Origin of the sequence: Amphritea sp. (assembly GCF_048266285.1) — a bacterium.
In the GTDB taxonomy this organism is placed as follows: Bacteria; Pseudomonadota; Gammaproteobacteria; order Pseudomonadales; family Balneatricaceae; genus Amphritea.
This window is the reverse complement of sequence record NZ_JBLWZV010000004.1, coordinates 201,817-218,811: the sequence shown is the minus strand read 5'-3', so window position 1 is coordinate 218,811 and position 16,995 is coordinate 201,817. Positions and strand designations below refer to the sequence as shown.

General features: G+C 48.5%; 14 protein-coding genes and 1 tRNA gene. 8 read left to right on the top strand and 7 right to left on the bottom strand.

Translation table 11 applies throughout. From position 1 onward, the window contains the following. Nucleotide 1: 1 nt before the first annotated feature. Nucleotides 2-211 carry a SlyX family protein gene (locus ACN0T0_RS07920; protein WP_417224860.1) on the bottom strand — a complete coding sequence of 70 codons (210 nt, stop codon included), beginning with the start codon at nt 209-211 and terminating at the stop codon, nt 2-4. Nucleotides 212-411: 200 nt separating this feature from the next. On the opposite strand from ACN0T0_RS07920, the gene ACN0T0_RS07915 reads away from it, so the two are divergent. Further along, nucleotides 412-819 carry a cold-shock protein gene (locus ACN0T0_RS07915; RefSeq protein ID WP_417224858.1) on the top strand — a complete coding sequence of 136 codons (408 nt, stop codon included), beginning with the start codon at nt 412-414 and terminating at the stop codon, nt 817-819. An 81-nt stretch (nt 820-900) separates the two neighbouring features. Here ACN0T0_RS07915 and ACN0T0_RS07910 read toward each other — a convergent pair whose 3' ends face one another. Continuing rightward, complete coding sequence (locus ACN0T0_RS07910; protein ID WP_417224856.1) at nt 901-1,515, bottom strand: DsbA family protein; 615 nt, start codon at nt 1,513-1,515, stop codon at nt 901-903. Nucleotides 1,516-1,648: 133 nt separating this feature from the next. On the opposite strand from ACN0T0_RS07910, the gene ACN0T0_RS07905 reads away from it, so the two are divergent. Then, nucleotides 1,649-1,725: transfer RNA gene (locus ACN0T0_RS07905), tRNA-Met, on the top strand. A gap of 337 nt (nt 1,726-2,062) precedes the next feature. Here ACN0T0_RS07905 and ACN0T0_RS07900 read toward each other — a convergent pair. Then, entirely contained in the window at nt 2,063-2,737 is a 675-nt protein-coding gene (locus ACN0T0_RS07900) for a cysteine hydrolase family protein (protein ID WP_417224854.1), read from the bottom strand. A gap of 62 nt (nt 2,738-2,799) precedes the next feature. Between ACN0T0_RS07900 and ACN0T0_RS07895 the strand changes: the two genes are divergently transcribed. Beyond that, nucleotides 2,800-3,573, top strand: a complete 774-nt coding sequence (locus tag ACN0T0_RS07895; RefSeq protein ID WP_417224852.1) for a DeoR/GlpR family DNA-binding transcription regulator — start codon at nt 2,800-2,802, stop codon at nt 3,571-3,573. 41 nt (nt 3,574-3,614) lie between these two features. On the opposite strand, the gene ACN0T0_RS07890 is transcribed toward ACN0T0_RS07895, so the two are convergent. Further along, nucleotides 3,615-4,943: an aspartate aminotransferase family protein gene (locus tag ACN0T0_RS07890; protein ID WP_417224850.1), complete on the bottom strand. Its 1,329-nt coding sequence runs from the start codon at nt 4,941-4,943 to the stop codon at nt 3,615-3,617. A gap of 11 nt (nt 4,944-4,954) precedes the next feature. Continuing rightward, nucleotides 4,955-5,950 (bottom strand): phosphotransferase enzyme family protein, encoded by a 996-nt coding sequence (locus ACN0T0_RS07885; protein WP_417224848.1) that lies wholly within the window; start codon nt 5,948-5,950, stop codon nt 4,955-4,957. Between the two features lie 175 nt (nt 5,951-6,125). Between ACN0T0_RS07885 and ACN0T0_RS07880 the strand changes: the two genes are divergently transcribed. The 5 genes from ACN0T0_RS07880 (at nt 6,126) to fabG (ending at nt 10,908) form a co-directional block, all read left to right on the top strand. Continuing rightward, the gene (locus ACN0T0_RS07880; protein WP_417224846.1) at nt 6,126-7,262 is read left to right on the top strand and encodes an ABC transporter substrate-binding protein; all 1,137 of its coding nucleotides are present in this window, start codon (nt 6,126-6,128) and stop codon (nt 7,260-7,262) included. A 122-nt stretch (nt 7,263-7,384) separates the two neighbouring features. Further along, the gene (locus tag ACN0T0_RS07875; protein ID WP_417224844.1) at nt 7,385-8,446 is read left to right on the top strand and encodes an ABC transporter ATP-binding protein; all 1,062 of its coding nucleotides are present in this window, start codon (nt 7,385-7,387) and stop codon (nt 8,444-8,446) included. Next, nucleotides 8,446-9,300, top strand: coding sequence for an ABC transporter permease (locus ACN0T0_RS07870; protein WP_417224842.1), 855 nt, complete (start codon nt 8,446-8,448; stop codon nt 9,298-9,300). The genes ACN0T0_RS07875 and ACN0T0_RS07870 overlap by 1 nt, the downstream gene beginning before the upstream one ends. Then, nucleotides 9,300-10,115 carry an ABC transporter permease gene (locus ACN0T0_RS07865; protein ID WP_417224840.1) on the top strand — a complete coding sequence of 272 codons (816 nt, stop codon included), beginning with the start codon at nt 9,300-9,302 and terminating at the stop codon, nt 10,113-10,115. Before ACN0T0_RS07870 ends, ACN0T0_RS07865 begins: the two co-directional genes overlap by 1 nt. Nucleotides 10,116-10,128: 13 nt before the next feature. Further along, nucleotides 10,129-10,908 (top strand): 3-oxoacyl-ACP reductase FabG, encoded by a 780-nt coding sequence (gene fabG / locus ACN0T0_RS07860; RefSeq protein WP_417224838.1) that lies wholly within the window; start codon nt 10,129-10,131, stop codon nt 10,906-10,908. 199 nt (nt 10,909-11,107) lie between these two features. Here the strand turns inward: fabG and ACN0T0_RS07855 are convergent, their stop codons facing one another. Together ACN0T0_RS07855 and ACN0T0_RS07850 are read right to left on the bottom strand one after the other, a co-directional pair. Then, nucleotides 11,108-12,160 (bottom strand): Glu/Leu/Phe/Val dehydrogenase dimerization domain-containing protein, encoded by a 1,053-nt coding sequence (locus ACN0T0_RS07855; protein ID WP_417224836.1) that lies wholly within the window; start codon nt 12,158-12,160, stop codon nt 11,108-11,110. 33 nt (nt 12,161-12,193) lie between these two features. Next, entirely contained in the window at nt 12,194-15,670 is a 3,477-nt protein-coding gene (locus ACN0T0_RS07850) for an indolepyruvate ferredoxin oxidoreductase family protein (protein ID WP_417224834.1), read from the bottom strand. Between the last annotated feature and the right edge of the window lie 1,325 nt (nt 15,671-16,995).

Sequence of the window (16,995 nt, the reverse complement as noted above, 5' to 3'; positions counted from 1 at the left end):
CTTAATAATGGGGAGGAGGCACATCATCTTCAGGTGCACTGATTTGATCGGGTGCAAACTGTTTCACCTGCTGGTGGAGAGTTTTAATAATTTGCGTTAAGCGTGCAATTTCAGCCCCCTGATTAGCCATCTCTGCACTCATTTTATCTAGCGCATCTTCCTGAAAAGCGACCCGTGATTCCAGATCTTCGAGTAACTGTTGTAGCTTCATAAAATTGTCATTTCCCCTACGTGTTTTGCCCAGTGGCAATTAATTAGTCGTAATTATACCTTATTCTGGTGCTGTATCAGTGTTTGGGGGGCTAAGCTATTGAAAAAAAGCATAAAACTATGTATATAGAATGGTCTGGGTTCTATTTATCCTGAACTCTGTTGATATTCAATAACTTTAATTAATTATAAGAGATCTATATGAGTGTTAATCAACTTATACGTAGTGTAGTTGTCAGCGCACTCGCCACTGCCATTATCCTTTTTGTACAAGGATCATTGCCAGGTGAAGGCGGGCTGCCGGTTTTTAATATTCTTGTTGTGTTTGCGGTTGTACTCGTTAGCTGTGTTATTGCTGGCTGGGGTTCCGGTAGTGAAGAGGAAGCGGATGAAAATGATGATCGCGAGTTAGGTACTGTAAAGTGGTTTAATGTGTCAAAGGGGTTTGGCTTTATTACCCGTGAAAATGGCGACGATGTGTTCGTTCATTTTCGTAATATTCGGGGGCGCGGTCACCGTTCGCTGACCGAAGGTCAGAGTGTTCGGTTTACGGTGAAAGAGAGTGATAAAGGTTTACAGGCAGAAGATGTGTCTGTTGCCCGCACCTAAGCTAGCCTTTGATTAAAAACGGGAGCATTGGCTCCCGTTTTTTTATGCCTGCGAAAGTCTTATCGCCATCGGTTATATCGATTAGATTAAATTAAGATCGGCGCAACGCTTAAATAAGGCTTCCCGGCTGCAATAACCTGCGCTAATCATCTCCAGCCCAGCATCAGTTTGCACGCCGAGGAAAGGAAATCCTTGGACACCATGCTGCTGACAGAAGCTAAGATCATCAAAGAATGTTTGAGCTGTTTTCTCGCTGCTCATTTGAGCGATAAATTGTTCGCGGTTTAAACCGATCTTTTCTGCTAGGCCCGCCAATACTGGAACATCGGATGGGTTCTGTGCTTCTTGATAGTAGGCTTGCTGAATGGCTTCAGTCATCAGCATGCCGTTGCCCGTCATCATCTGTTCGGCGCTGATGACCGCCCGGCAAGCAGGGTAGGTGGATCTACGGGGTTGGCATCTCTGCCAAAATTCATAGTTAAACGGTGCCCCTGTGCGTTGCTCGATGTTGCGCCATGTTTGGGCAATCGCTGTTTGCATCTGTGGCTGCATGGGTTGGTCACTGTCGGGCGCTAAGCCGCCCATATGGCAAACAAGCTTTATCCCCGGACGTAACTGGCTGATCATCTCTTTTAGTTGAGGGTGAAAGGCGTAACACCAGCTACACATAGGGTCCATAACGTAAATCAGCGTCATATAAGGCTCCGCCCAGAAGGCTTCATTAATTGAGGTTTTAGTTATATCAGATAAAAAGACGTAATTAATGATAAATATTGTTTATTTGCATTGCATAAGTGCCGATGTATCAGTAGTATACGCCCCACGTTGATGCGGGGTGGAGCAGCCTGGTAGCTCGTCGGGCTCATAACCCGAAGGTCGTCAGTTCAAATCTGGCCCCCGCTACCACAACGGAAAATCAGGCTAACCGAAAGGTTGGCTTTTTTTTCGTCTGAAATTTGGCTTGTAGAATATCGTTAGGAAAGCGTCGGGCTCGGCTCTCTATAAAAGCCTAGGAAGGTCATCAGTTCAAATCTAGCCCCCGCTACCAACGTAATAATTAAAGGTGCATCGAAAGATATGCCTTTTTTTGTGCGTGAAATTTGAGAATACATCGATCATTGTAAGAAAGGCGTCGGGCTCGGCTCTTTATAAACGCCTGGGAAGGTCGTCAGTTCCAACTTAGCCCCGGCTACCACAACGGAAAATCAGGCTAATCGAATGTTCAGCTGTCCAAAGAGTTGATTTACCCGATCATACTGTCGAGGTCTGCTTTGCGGATAACATGACAGTAGATCATATTGATGATTTCTAGTTCCTGTTGGTGAATCTCATCAGTTGCGGCGGCACAGCAATCATCAACCACCAGTACTTCAAAGCTTTCATCGGCTAGGCTTCGTACCGTCGATGAGATGCATTGATCGGTAAAAATGCCCGCGACAATGACCTGCTTGATCCCTATATTATGAAGTGTCAGTCGTAGGTTGGTGCCGGTGAGGGCTGAGTCTGTGGTCTTTAACACGGTGATTTCATCGCCGATCGGGGAAAGCGCTGACACAATCTGACTATCTTCACGTGCCTGTGGTAAAAGTAAGTAGTTAAAGCCAGGTTTTTTCTGACTAAGAGAGCGGTCTCTGCCATTCTCTGTTTGGCAAGCGATACGGGCAAAGATGACTTCTATATTATGTTGTCGTGAAAAGGCGATTAACTCGGCGGTGTTAGGGATAACGGTGTTATTCATCCGCTGGAAAAATGGCTGCCAGCGCCGATTTTCTTGCGTATCGTCTTTCGCCTCAAGGTAGGTGTTCTGTATGTCGACGACCAATAGGGCTGTTTGCTGAGGTTGCAGATGGATATCTTCCGGTTCCTCTGCGGTGGCATAGTAAAAAGATCGATAGGCTGTTTTCCAGTTCCACGTCATTTGTTTCTCCTGAGTAATATCAATATGTTGCACAACTACATAGACTGAGTTAATTTAATTTCATGGTTACCAATAAAAAAACAAAGCGTCAGAAACGCATCATTGAAGAGCTTGGTTTTCAGCCTGGATTGCGTATTACTGAGTTGGCTGAAAAGTTGAGTGTCTCGGCAGAAACTGTTCGTCGAGATCTGGATGAGTTGACCGAGCAGGGGATTATTGATCGAACCTACGGCGGTGCTGTGATACGCAAAAATATGCAAGAGCCGGTGTTGAATGAACGTCAGAACTTGATGGTGGAGGAGCGTCAGAAGATTGCCCGCGCCGCCGTGCCTGTTCTGATGGGTGGTAAGCATTTTATGATCGGTTCGGGTGCGACTACCGTGCATCTCGCTAGGCGTATGGCGTACGAGATGAATAATATTACCGTGTTTACGCACTCTTTTGGGGTTGCTACGGTGTTGTCGCTGAATCCGACCATTAAAGTGTTGATGGCGCCAGGCTGTTATTTTGCGCCAGAAGGCGCGTTGCATGGATCGCAAACTATTCGTTACTTGCAAAATTTCCGAGCTGATTGGGCGATCTTGGGAGCCAGTGGCCTTGATCTGGATGGCGGAAGTGATGCCGTCATTGAAGCCGGTGAGGTGTACGGCGCGATGATTGCCCGTTCGACCCGCACCATGATTGTGGCGGATCATAGTAAGTTTAATCTGACTTTTGCCGCTAATTATTGTCGCTGGGAGGAGGTAGATGCGCTGGTCTCTGATGTTCGCCCGACGCAAGCATTGGCCGATGTTATTGAGGCGGCAGGAACATCGGTCGTCACGTTTGATAAGTGAGTCACCGTGTAAGACGGACGCCTCTGTATATGTCATACAATTCAACTAGGTAGCCTGCCCAGCACTGTTTTTATTGCCTCTATGAAATAATCGGCTTCTTCAAGGTTCAGGCATAAAGGCGGACGTATTTTGAGAGTATGGCCATAAGGGCCTGCAGCACCGATTAATACGTGCTCATCACGCAACCCATTGATAACCTGTGTTGCCAGTGACGGGGAAGGCTCGGCCGTAAGTGGGTCGCACAGGTCTAGGCCGATAAATAGACCTGCACCTCGAACTTCACCGATACGTAAGTCAGTTTCACTCAGCTTGGTGAATTGCTGTTTTAGGTAGCCACCAATATTTTTTGCATTCGCTTGCAAGCCCTCCTGTTCGATAACATCCATAACGGCCATCGCTGCTGCCGCGGCGGCGGGTGTGCCTCCAAAAGTATTGAAATATCCTACATCGTGACAAAACGTTTCCAAAAGGTCTGGTTTGACCACCAGAGCGGCGACGGGGTAACCATTGCCCATCGGCTTTCCCATGGTAACCATATCGGGTATCACGTTATGCCGCTGGAAACCCCAAAAGCAGTCACCGGTGCGGCCAAAGCCGGGTTGTACTTCATCGGCGATATAGAGACCTCCCGCCTGGTGTATGGTCTCGATGGCGGGCTTTAAAAATCCGGCGGGATCACTAAACACCCCATCACTGGAAAAAATAGAATCGCACAGTAGTGCGGCAATGCCATAACCCCTCGTCTTTAATAGTGCTATCGCTTCTACTACGGCTTGATTAAAGCCTGTTTCAACATCATTACCAAAGGCGGCAGTACAGGGGGCAGGCACTGTTACCACATGATCGGGGCAGGAGCCGTTTTTAAGCGCGGAAGGCGACACCTGTGTGACATATTCTGTATTGCCGTGGTAAGCGGTCGAGGTGACGATAAAACCTTGAGAGCCGGTATTGGCTTTCGCGATGCGCATGGCTAGATCATTGGCTTCGCTGCCGCTACAGGTCATCACGACATTTTTTAATGTCGATGGCAAAGTCGACTTTAGTTTTTCCAGATAGCTTTCGGTGACATCACTCAGGTAGCGAGAATTGGTGTTGAGTGTTGCTAATTGTTTGGCAATTGCCGCGGACACCTGCGGGTGGCAATGACCAACAGAGGGCACATTATTATAAAAATCAAGATAGCGAACGCCGGCGGCATCCGTCATCCAGCAGCCGCTGGCGGATACCATCTCTATGGGTTGTTTATAGAACAATACTGAGGCGGCGCCGATATTCTCGGTACGGCGTTTTAGCAGAGGGTTGGCGATAGCTTCCTGATTTCTGGCATCGAAAGCATTCATATCCAGAATGCCACGTTTATTATTCGACATGCGCTTTACCACTATTGATGACTAGAGATGTATTGTGCCGCCATATTGACGGTGACAGCAGTGAATTCGGTACCCAGCTCTTGGGCTGTAGGTGTTTCACTATGACTGGCGAGCCAGGCTGTTAACAACACGCGGCGTAAAAGAATAAAGGTTGGAAACATCGCTTCATCGACGGCTGAAAGCGGGCGGTGATCACGATAACCTTGAATCCAGGCTGATTGCAGGCTGGCTACAAGAGGATCGTCCTCTATAAAACTGATGGCTGCAGCAAAGTCATACATAAACCAACTGAGGCCGCAATCATCGAAGTCAATCACTCCTAAGCGGTTACCGTCGACCAGTAGGTTGGCTAGCCGCAAATCGGCATGTACTAGGCCAAAGCGACGATCTCCCATGCCGTATGCTTCGAGTTGATGGCGGATAATCAAGCAGGCTTCTTCGATAGTCTGTCGGCCGGAGTCAGTCAGGCCAGCAGCGGCGCGCCAATCACCCCATAAGGGGCTGGCACCTAACATGGTGTCGAAGTTCCACGTTTTGCGGACAAAGGTAACTGGCCGAACCCAGTTTTGTGAATGATTGTGCAGCTTGGCGCTAATGCTCCCCAGTTGCTGAAAGCCATTGATGAGTTCGGAGTCGGTGGAGGGTTCTTTTCCCGACATAAAGCTGAAGGCAACCACATCGCGTATTTCATTGTTAGTGCTAAATGAAGCAATAGCGGTCCCCGCCTGTGTCGCGATGGGCTTAGGCGTGTCTACAATCTCTTGCTGTCTTAGATCATTAATCCATAACAGTTCTGACTGAATTTCCTCTCGGGTGTGATAGCCCGGGCGATGAACCCGTAGTATGAGCTGTTTATCTTGTGTCGGGTCATAGGCTAAACAGGTCATATTTTCCGAGATGGTCAATAGTCGTACTTCAGTCTGATCAGATAAACCCCATTCACCGACCAAGCTCTGAGTCCCACGGAGTAGCTCATCCAGTAATTGATCGTCATATAAACCACTCATAAAGGGTTTCTCCTGGGGCTATTGTTTGATTGTTGTTGTTGAAGGTTAAACATAAAATGTTTGACTTACAACATTTATTGATGCAATTTGTGTGTACTTGATCAAAATGTAGCCTGATTTGTTGCAGTGTAACCCATTGCATTTGAATCCTGAGAATTGATAAGAGGGATAGACAATGAAACTTTCTAGACGTGATTTCGCCAAAGCATTGGCGGCTTCAGCCGGTATGGCTGCACTGGGTAATCCTTTTGGGCATTTGAATGCAGCTGAGAGTGCTCACCTGAACATTCTTTGTTGGGAAGGTTACAACACAGATGAGGTTTTGGGACCGTTTCGTCGCCTTAACCCAGGGGCAACTATCCGCGCAGAGAGTGGGACATCCGACCCCGATATGATTAATAAGTTACGTGCCGGAGAGGTTAATGTCTGGGATCTGATTAACGTTAACCAGCCTTGGGCTCGGGCTCAGCTTTACCCTGCTGGCTTGATTAAGCCGCTTAATAAAGAACGCTTTATGCCTTACTTTGACAAGATGGCCCCTGCTTTTAAAGAACCTTATCCATTGGCGTTTGCTGACGATGGTGAGTTGATTGGGATGCCGCAACGTTATGGTCCTTTCTCCTTTGTTGTCAATACCGACAAAATTAGCCAGAAAACCGCTGAAGAAGAGGGCTGGAACCTATTTCTTGATCCAAGTATGAAAGGTCGATATGGCGTTCTTACCTATGATAATTGGAACGTCATTCATATGTGTATTACGGCGGGCGTGAATCCGTTTAAACCTCTACAAGAGGCCGATTTTGTTGCCTTTAAAGAGACCGCTGAAACCATCTTTGGTGGCGCTAAGCTGCTATCGGATGACTTAGTGGCGATGAATACCGCACTGGTGAATGGTGAAATTGACGCATACTTCACCGGCGGGACCTATACCGCTAGCCCTGCTCGTCTCGATGGTTTGTCAAATATTCGCGCCATTACGCCGAAATCAGGCCCGATTGACGGTAAAGGCGGCGTTGCTTGGATTGAGTTGACCTCTTTGGTGAACAACCCTAAGCCAACAACCTTGGCGGAAGACTTTCTTGAGTTTGTGCAACAACCAGAAATTGCTAAAGCCGTCGGTTTTGCCGAAGGCACCTATAACCCAGTAAGCCAGATGGGTGACCCGAAGGTATTTAGTTTGTGGTCTGCTGAGGAGCTGGATGCGATCCAATGGGACACTATTGAAGAGGAGATGTCGCTATCGGTTGAGTATGACAAAGTGGCGTCATATGACGAACTGATCACCATTTATAACGCCGTGAAACGGGCTTGATGCTATGCCGGCAACCTTAAATCATTAGCTAAGTCTGTAATAGTTTAAGGCTGCCGGTTCGGTTGAGGCCGGAAACTTCACGGGCAACGGTTATGACATGTTTATAGTTTGGATGAGAATCAATGAAGGCATTACCGATTTTAAGCATTGCTGGGTTGTATAAAAAATTTGGTGAGTTTACGGCCCTCAATAGTATCGACCTTGATGTGAAAGAGGGGGAGTTTTTAGCCATCGTCGGACCTTCTGGCAGCGGTAAAACAACCCTGATTCGGTTGCTGGTGGGGATGGATGAAGCAAACGAAGGTACCATCTGGTTGCGTAATAAACGCATCGATACAGTGCCAGCTAATAAGCGGCCCACCTGTATGGTATTTCAATCATTAGCGCTGTTTCCCCATATGACGGTGGGACAGAATATTGAGTTTCCTTTAAAGATTAAAGGGGTTAATGCGGCAGAGCGTAAGCAACGCGCCTTAGAATTATTAGATCTGTTGCGCTTACCTCAAGATTACTATGACAAAGGTGTCAATCAATGTTCCGGCGGAGAGAAGCAGCGGGTGGCTTTAGCGCGGGCATTGGCGTTTGATCCTGAAATACTCTTTTTTGATGAGCCGCTATCGGCATTGGATTACCGGCTACGTAAGACATTAGAGAAAGAGTTAAAAGATCTTCATGCCCGTACCGGCAAAACCTTTATCTATATTACTCATAGCCTTGAAGAAGCGATGGGTATGAGTGATCGTATCGCGATTATGCGCAAAGGTGAATTTGAGCAAATAGCGCCTGCCGATGAAATTTATACTCAGCCTGTCAGCCGTTTTGTTGCCGAGTTTATGGGTGATGTAAATTTGTTTGATATCGGCCATTCAGCGGCAGATGAACTTCAGATCTCTAAGGCGGCAGCTAGTTCGCTGAGTTTACAGGATGAGGTGGGGGCACTTATGGTGCGCCCAGAAAATGTAAAATTTATCAGTGCGGATGGTGATGCCGACCTTAAAATACAGGGAACAATTACAGCCGACTTTAATCTTGGTTCACGCATTCAGTATGAGGTCCACACCCCTCATGGTAAGCGCTTAATTGTTGAGGCTCTGCGTGATGATATGTATCAGGGAGCGCTGAATGATGAGGTCACATTAGGCTGGAGCGCCAACCACAGTCACTTGATTAGGGAGAGGGTCTAATGCAACGTTTAGATCAACGCTTAGGAGCCTTGTGTGCGTTGCCGATTATAGTGCTGTTAACCTTGTCATTTTTGGCGCCTTTAGGCGTGGTGGCAGCTTTTTCTATTATGCCGGAGAAAGTCTTCTCACTGGCTAATATGCCGGATTTCTCAGCCTACGCAGAGATTTTTAAACAGGGTTATTGGAAATCGCTGGCGTGGTCTTTAGGCATGGCGTTTGCGGCGACGTTATGTTTGCTTATTATTTGTTGGCCGTTAGCCTTTGCCATGGCCAAAGTATTTAAAAAGTTCACGCTTGTGCTAACCATTGGTGTGGTGATGACGCTGTTTGTCTCTGAAAATATCCGCATGTTTGGTTGGGTGCTGACACTCATGAAAGGTGGGCTGGTTGAAGGCTATCTGCGCCATTGGTTTGGGTTTGGCTTTGATGGACTGCTGTATAATGTGCCCATCATCGTTTTTGGTCTCGTCTATGTTTACTTTCCCTTTATGCTATTTCCTCTGGCGCAGGGTATTTCGATGGTGCCCGATGATGCTCGTCAGGCAGCGGCAGATTTAGGTGCTAGCCGCGCACGGATTTTTTGGGAGATTGATTTACCGCTGGCCGCACCTGGTATTGTGGTTGGCGCGTTACTCACCTTTGTCTTGGCCGCTGGTGCACTGGCTGAATCCAAGCTGTTGGGCGGGCAGGCGGTGATTGTGATCGCCGATGAGATTGAAACTGCCTTCACCTATGGGCAAAACTGGCCCCTAGGGTCCGCTTTATCAATGCTGCTTATTACGCTGATTGGCGGGTTGTCATTGTGGGTGGTTAGCCGTGTCGATCTGGATACTATTATGGGAGGCAAGCGCTAATGGCTCAGTCATCACGAACAAATCGAGCATTATTGGTTTACGGTATTGCGGCATTGGTGTTTCTTTACCTACCATTAATTGCGGTGTTTTTTGCTTCTATATCGAAAGGGCGTTATCTCTCGTTCCCTATTCGTGCGTATGACACCAAGTGGTATGGCGCAGCATTGCAAAGTGATACGGTGACTGAATTGTTACGTATCTCGTTACAGGTTGCCGGCATCGTAACCATTATTAGTATGGTCGTGGGGTTCTTTGGCGCACTGGCGTTTGCCCGTTACCATTGGCGTTTTAGGAAGCTTTATCAGAAACTGATTCTGCTGCCGATTTTCTTTCCCCAAACGGTTTTAGGCTTGGCTCTGTTGATGTGGTTTAACGCCCTTGAGGTGATTCCGACCTGGCATACGGCGGTGATTGCGCATCTTGTTTGGATCTCACCAATCGCAACACTAATTATCTCGATCAGGGCGTTTAGTTTTGATCCGACACTGGAAGAAGCTGCGCGTGATATGGGCTGCTCAACATTTCAGATCATGAGGGAGATTACAATTCCTTTGTTGATGCCGGGTGTTATTTCAGCAGGATTGTTTGCTTTTCTACTGAGTTGGGGGAATTTCCCGCTATCGTTATTTACCACGGGTGCGGATTCAACGTTGCCGGAATGGTTATATGCCAAGATGGTGTCTGGTTATTCACCGCTGGTGCCGACGGTCGGTATCTTGACGGTGCTTTCTTCCGCCTTGGTGTTAGCGATTGCACTGATAGCGCCCTCTGTGCCGGCGTTTTTAGCACGTTTTAAAAAGCCAAATACGCTTTAAGGAGATGAGTGATATGTTAACTTCTATCGCAGGAAAAACCTGTATTGTAACCGGTGCATCGAAAGGCATTGGTAAAGGTATTGCTCACGTTTTTGCCGCACAAGGGGCAAAGGTGATGATCGTTGCTCGTGGAGAAGCCGACGCGGTAAGCGCCGTTAAAGAGATTGTGGCGGCAGGCGGCGAGGCTGACTACTGTTGTTGCGATATGTCTGAATGGAGTCAGGTTGAAGCGATGTTTGCTAAGACTGCTGAGGTGTTTGGTAGTGTCGATATCGTTTGTGCTAACGCCGGTATTTTTCCACAGGTGAAAATTGCCGATATGAACCCGGACGATTGGGATCATGTGATGTCGACTAATTTGAAAAGCACATTTCTGACGGTGAAAGCAGCAATCCCTTATTTTGAAAAAGCTGGAGAGGGTCGAGTGGTGGTTACTTCATCCATTACGGGTCCTGTCACTGGGTTTCCTGGTTGGTCTCATTATGGCGCATCAAAAGCTGGGCAGTTGGGCTTTATGAAAACCGCCGCGATGGAACTGTCACGCTATAACACCACCATCAATGCGGTAATGCCTGGCAATATCTATACGGAGGGTTTGCAGGGATTAGGGCAGGATTATCTGGATACCATGGCTGCGTCTATTCCACTGAAGCGGTTGGGAACAGTGGCGGATATTGCTAATGCTGCACTGTTCTTTGCCTCTAAAGAAGCGGCGTATATTACCGGTCAGCAGATCATTGTTGATGGCGGTCAGATTTTACCTGAATCGTTGGAAGCGATCGCCGAGATTTGATTGGCTAAGGGAAAGGCACTTATTTTAAGTCGAACTGAATGATGTTGCGGGCGTATCGGGTGGCCTTGAAGGCGTTGTTGTAAGCTGTCGTGATAGTGAGGTGCTTAGGCCGTTTGGTCATTCGGTATTACCCGATATGATTTGTTAGGCAGAAAAACTAGCCCATCAATGATGGGCTAGGTAGAAGCTGAGAGCGTGGTTACTTTTTGAAGCGCTCTTCCGCTAGGGTATTCGCAATCTCACCGGTGGGGCGTTGTTGTTCGTTGGCGCGATTGAAAATCTCGCTGAGAGTGTCGTCAATCGTTTCGATATGAGCACGCACTTTGTTGTGATCATGGCCGATACGATCATAGAAAATATCGATGATACCTCCGGCATTCAGCACATAATCGGGTGCATAGAGAATGCCCCGTTCACGTAACATCTGATCATGGCGCGGTGCGGCCAATTGATTGTTGGCTGCTCCTGCTATAACACGGGCTTTGATCTGTGGAATAGTGTCCTCGTTGAGGATTGCGCCGAGTGCACAGGGCGCAATAACATCCACATCCAATGATAAAATTTCACTTTGTGCCACTGGGGTAGCGCCAAACTGCTGCACCGCGCGTTGTACCTGATCTGGATGGATATCGGTGACATAGAGTTCTGCGCCAGCGTGGTGTAGATATTCTGCCAGCCGATAACCGACATTACCGATTCCTTGAATGGCGACTTGAAGGCCGTTCAGTTCAGTGCGGCCTAGTTGATGGCGCACCGCCGTTTTTAAACCGATAAAGGTGCCATAGGCAGTGGCAGGTGAAGGATCGCCGTTACTCGGTTGACCATCGATACCTAAGTGCGCGGTGATACCGGCCACGTTGTGGGTATGTTGTGCCATGACTTGCAGGTCGGCGACAGAGGTTCCCGAGTCTTCAGCGGCAATATACTGATGCCCAGTGCGTTCAAGAAAACGCCCCATCGCGGCTAACAGATCCGCCGTTTTATGCTGGCGCGGATCGCCGATAATGACGGATTTACCGCCGCCGAGATCTAGGTTGGCGAGGGCTGATTTATAGGTCATTCCCCGGGATAGGCGCAGTACGTCGTTGAGGGCTTCCGCGTCCGAGCGGTAGTTCCACATGCGACAGCCACCTAGCGCTGGGCCGCGATGGGTATTATGGATAGCGATAATGGCTTTTAGGCCGGTTATCTTATCGTGGCAGAAGACTACCTGTTCGTGGTTATCAAATTCGGTATGACTAAAAACAGACATAACGGTTTTCCTGAAGCTGCTGAGTGTTGATGTTTAAACCGCGACCTGTGACTGTGTGCTGTCCAGTTGGCGAATGCGTCCTAATAGTTGCTGACGTGTCTGCTGTGCTTTTTCGTAGGCGGCATCTTTCACCGGACCATAGCCACGAATAACGGCGGGCAGTCTCGCCAGTTCAACGGCATCTTGAAGGTTATCAACACTAAGATTGTTCATGATGGCGGCGATATCCTGTTCATATTCACGGATTAAGCGTCGTTCAAGGCGACGGTCAGCGCTGTAACTAAAGATATCCAGCGGTGTACCTCGCAAGGTTTTGGCGCGCGCCAGCAGACGGAACAGCGGTAGAATCTTTTCGCTGAAGGTGCGTTTTTTAGGTCGCTCTGTGGCGCTATTAATACGTGATATCAGTGGTGGTGCTAGATTAAATTCGAGTTTGAAATCGCCTTCAAACTGGCTTTCTAGCTGCTGCCTGAAATCGGCAGACGTGAGTAAGCGCGCCACTTCATATTCATCTTTATAGGCGAGCACTTTGGCATAGTTTTCAGCCACGGCTAGACTCAGTGAGTGGCCTTTTCCCAGTGTTTTTTCAGCATCACTGACCTGTTTGACCAGCGTTGCATAGCGTTTTGCCAGTGCGGCATTTTGATACTGTTGCAGGTGCTCAGTTTCCAGGCTGACCAGTTCATCGAGTCCTGGCATCATTTTGACTGGCTCGATATTGGTTGCTGGGGTGGCGATCTGCTCAACTTGTTGCAGATTATGGGCGGCACGACGTCCCCATAACAGTGCTTGTTTATTGGCATCGGCGGCAACACCGTTCAGTTCGATCGCCTGTTCGATAGATGCCAGTGTGAGTGGAATCAACCCTTGTTGCCAAGCATAACCGATGCAGAAAAGGTTAACCGCCATACCATCACCGAGTAGATTGGTGGCGAGGGTGGTGGCATCGAGGCAGAAACTGCTCTGTGGCTTAGCGGTATTACGGATAACCTGTTCCATCGCTGCATTGGGCACCTGCACATCCGGATCTCGGGTAAACGCAGCGGGCATGGTTTCATGGGTGTTGATGACCACTTGGCTGCGTGCGCGGTCGAGTTTACCCAGTGCCTCTTCACTCGCGCCGACCATCAAATCAAAGCCGATGAGTAAGTCTGCCTCGCCCGCAGGAATGCGCACGGTATGAATCTGCTCCTGCGTATCGGCAATACGTATGTGACTCATGACGGCGCCAAACTTCTGGGCTAGACCGATCTGATCCAATACCCCAGCACCTTTACCTTCGATATGTGCTGCCATTCCGAGCAGGGCGCTCACGGTGACAACGCCGGTGCCACCAACGCCGGTGAGTAGAATATTGTAGGGCGTAGAGCATTGAGGAAGCTGTGGGGTGGGCAGTTCAGGGAAGCTGCTGAGCTTGCCTAAAGGTTCCGGTTTGCGCAGCTTGCCGCCCTTGACAGTGACAAAACTGGGGCAAAAACCACGCACACAACTGAAGTCTTTATTACAGGCGGATTGATCGATCGCCCGCTTGCGACCACGGCTGGTTTCTTTGGGCAGTAACGATAGACAGTTAGATTGCACGCCGCAATCGCCACAGCCTTCGCAGACATCCTGATTAATAACGACTCGTTTTTGCGGATCGCTTAACTCTCCGCGCTTACGGCGACGACGTTTTTCGGCGGCACAGGTCTGATCGTAGACCATCGCGGTACAGCCGGGAATATCACGTAGTTCTAGCTGAACCTGTTGTAAGTCATCTCGATGGTGAAAAGTAACGCCTTCAGCAAAGGCTGAACGGCTAGGGTATTTATCCGGTTCATCACTGACAACGGCGATGCGGTGCACCCCTTCGCCATAGAGCTGGTGGGTAATCTGTTGTACGGTGAGCTGACCATCGATCGGTTGGCCGCCCGTCATGGCGACGGCATCGTTGTATAGCACCTTATAGGTGATATTGGCCTTAGAGGCGATCGCGGCTCTGATGGCTAATAAGCCTGAGTGGAAATAGGTACCATCGCCGAGGTTTTGGAATACATGATTGTTGTCGGTAAAGGGGGCTTGGCCTATCCACGTTGCGCCTTCGCCGCCCATTTGGGTAAACGTATCGGTGCCGCGATCCATCCAGGTGGCCATATAATGACAACCGATTCCGCCTAGCGCGCGGCTGCCTTCGGGTACGACGGTCGAGGTGTTGTGCGGACAGCCAGAGCAAAAGTGAGGCGTACGCTCTAATAGTGCCCGAGGCTGTGACAGTTCATATTCTTTCTCTGTCAGGAAGGCGAGCCGCTGAGTAACTTGTTCACTGTTATAAAACGGTGCGATACGGGCGGCAATGGCACGCGCAATCATCGCGGGGGTGAGTTCGCTGAGGCTAGTTAGTAGCTCATTACCGAGCGTATCTTTTTTGCCGACAATGGTCGGGCGGGTCGTTTGAGCACGATCTTGCCAGCTATAGAGGTGTTCTTTGAGCTGGTCTTCGATAAGACCGCGCTTCTCTTCAATGACCAGAATTTCATCTAAACCATCGGCAAACTCATAGATGCCTTCGGGTTCTAGCGGCCATGGCATCGCCACTTTATACAGGCGGATGCCGAGTTCGGCGGCTTGCTGGTGGCTGATACCCAGGTCTTCCAATGCTTGTAAGACATCCAGATAGGATTTGCCGGTGGTGACAATGCCAAAACGAGGCTGCGGGGTATCAATAATAATTTTATCTAATCGATTATGGCGGCAAAATGCTTGTGCGGCACGAATTTTATAGCGATGTAAGCGCTCTTCCTGTTGCATGGGTTTGTCGGGCCAGCGGGCATTAAGGCCGTCGGCGGGTAGCTCGAAATCATCAGGAGTATTGATGGCTAAGCGATCATGATCTAGATTCGCTGAGATTGCTGAATCCATCACTTCTGCCAGCGCTTTCAAACCAACCCAGCAGCCGCTGTAGCGTGACATTGCCCAACCGTAGAGACCGTAATCCAGCATCTCTTGGATTCCGGCAGGATAAAGCACCGGGATCATCGCATCCATAAAAGCGTAATCGCTTTGGTGTGGTAGGGTCGATGATTTGCAAGCATGATCATCGCCGGCAATCGCTAGCACACCACCGTACTGAGAGGTACCGAAGGCATTGGCATGTTTCAGCACATCGCCAGTACGATCGACACCGGGGCCTTTGCCATACCAGAGGCCGAACACGCCATCGTAACGAGCGCCTTCAAAGACGTTAACCTGTTGTGATCCCCAGACCGCCGTTGCGCCGAGGTCTTCATTTACCCCCGGTTGAAAGACGATATTTGCGGCTTCTAAGTGGTCGCGTATCTGCCACAGTGTTTTGTCAAAGTTGCCTAATGGCGATCCCCGATAACCAGAAATAAAACCAGCGGTGTTGTGGCCTGCTTTTTTATCGCGCGCGGCTTGCAACATCGGCAGTCGAGCTAACGCTTGGCTACCGGTGATATATACTCGGCCCGATTGCTTGTCCCACTTATCTTGTAAAGAAACAGAATTTGTCATGCGGATGGCTCCAGGTTCTGAACGGCACAGGTCTGTGTTTCGTTACAGAACGAATCAGAAAATAGGTCAACAGATCAATGATGGATCAGATGCTAGACGGCAAACTATGTCGATGATGGATAATCGGTTTTCGCGCAGCGAAAGATGCGTTGGAGTAGGTTATTGCAAAAGGTAACGCAGATTGGCACAGCAGGGTGCGCCGAAAAGAGTGGCGGTTATTCATGGTGATTACCTTTAGCCTTCGCTGGATCACAGCTAGGTCTATATATTGTTTTTATTTTACCGGGGATAAGCCGGTTGGTATTTTAGGCTCTAGTGTCACCCTTCTGAGGTGCACTTGAGCTAAACATTAGTCCGGGTTGTGGGGCAAGTCAACCAAGAAAATGATCTGTAATATGGCTGATATTTAAAGTTAAAGTTGTAAAAGGCGATAGATGCAGGAAATTATCCTGTTTGGGTAATTTGAGATAATTCCCGGCTTTCGTTGAAATTCAACGGATATCGCTGATGATCAGCATTTTTAGCGCTTAGAAGTTTGTACTGAAGTTTTTTTGATTTTAGAGGATATTCATTTTTACAGAATCGCTGTTTTTATCGCGATGTAATGCTGAGTTAACTACTTTATCAGGGTGCTTATTAAAGAACCGAATCGGAGGCCTTTCTTGTTTTATTTCAGGCTAAGCAAGCCGGGTCTCGATGAGCTTATTTTTCCGTTGTGGCGATGGGCAGAGTTATTCATAACAGCCTGTAGACTGTTATGCCTTTGGGCTTCGCTGCTGCGCACCTTAATGCAAGTCGCGCTCTAAGCACAGCTTATGAATTGACGACCTTCCTTAGCGTTTATAGATAGTCGGGCCCGACGCTTTTCTTACAATGATCGATGCATTCTCAAATTTCAGACGAAAAAAAGCCAACCTTTCGATTAGCCTGGTTTTTCGTTGTGGTAGCGGGGGCTAAGTTGGAACAGATGACCTTCCCGAGCGTTTATAAAGAGCCGAGCCCGACGCCTTTTTTACAATCTTAGATGTATTCTCAAATTTCAGACGAAAAAAAAGCTAACCCTTCGGTTAGCCTGATCTTCCGTTGTGGTAGCGGGGGCTAAGTTTGAACTGATGACCTTCCCGAGTGTTTATAGAGGGTCGAGCCCGACGCCTTTCTTACAATGATCGATGTATTCTCAAATTTCAGGCACAAAAAAAGGCATATCTTTCGATACACCTTTAATTATTACGTTGGTAGCGGGGGCTAAGTTGGAACTGACGACCTTCCCGAGCGTTTATAAAGAGTCGAGCCCGACGCTTTTCTTACAATGATCGATGCATTCT